General features: G+C 30.0%; 1 protein-coding gene. It reads left to right on the top strand.

Features of this window, described 5'->3' with window-relative positions:
• Positions 1-648: 648 nt before the first annotated feature.
• A partial coding sequence (locus A5N85_RS13310) for an IS630 transposase-related protein (protein WP_143143324.1) occupies positions 649-803 on the top strand: 155 nt, incomplete at its 3' end.

Below are 803 nucleotides of genomic sequence, written 5' to 3'. Positions count from 1 at the left end.
CCAATTAATTCATATAAGTCTTTTGGGTTTATCGTAAGGAATATTCTTTCAATCAGTTGATGATATTTATTTTTATAAACCGCTATTTCTAAATAATGACTTCCGCGAGAATAAGCAATAAATAACTTTCTGTCCTCAAAAGTTATTTTGATTATAATCAGATAATAGTTATAGTCAAATCAGTTAAAAAATAAGACATTCTATAAACCTCGCCTAGCGCTTCTGGCGGTAAATAGCGTTCTGTTTTTTAGCTGATTACACTATATTAATAATATTATTGTTTGCAAACCTTGATAAGGTAGAAATTTTATTTCTTATTTTTTCTAATTCTTGTAGGGGTAGCGTCAAGCAAATCTCATATATCTCCTGATGCTTTAATTGCTGAACAGATAAACTTTTAGTTTGTGCTCTTTGGAGAAAAGAAAAATATTCTTCGACGGTCATCATGAGAATAATAGTCTATTTGAATAGCAATATTGGCTCGCTTAATTTTTTCATTATTAATATTTTTTAGATAATAAGATATTTTGTCTTGTCCATCATCCAATATTTCTTTAGTAATAATTATTTGGGTAAAACTTATAGTTGATAGCAAAAATATAGTAATTTAAAATAGAAACAAGACTAAAAATAGCGAAAACTAACAAAATGGCATACACAATTGAAATCCGACAAAAAGCAATGGCGTACTGGGACAAATGCAAAGACATTGACCAAGTAATACAAGCCTATGGCATATCACGCTCAGCACTATACAGCTGGAAAAAACTCCAAAGAGATACAGGTGAACTTAGCGCCCAATC

The sequence above is a fragment of the Suttonella ornithocola genome (assembly GCF_001889065.1).
Classification (GTDB): Bacteria; Pseudomonadota; Gammaproteobacteria; order Cardiobacteriales; family Cardiobacteriaceae; genus Suttonella_A; species Suttonella_A ornithocola.
This window is presented reverse-complemented; position numbering and strand designations above follow the sequence as displayed.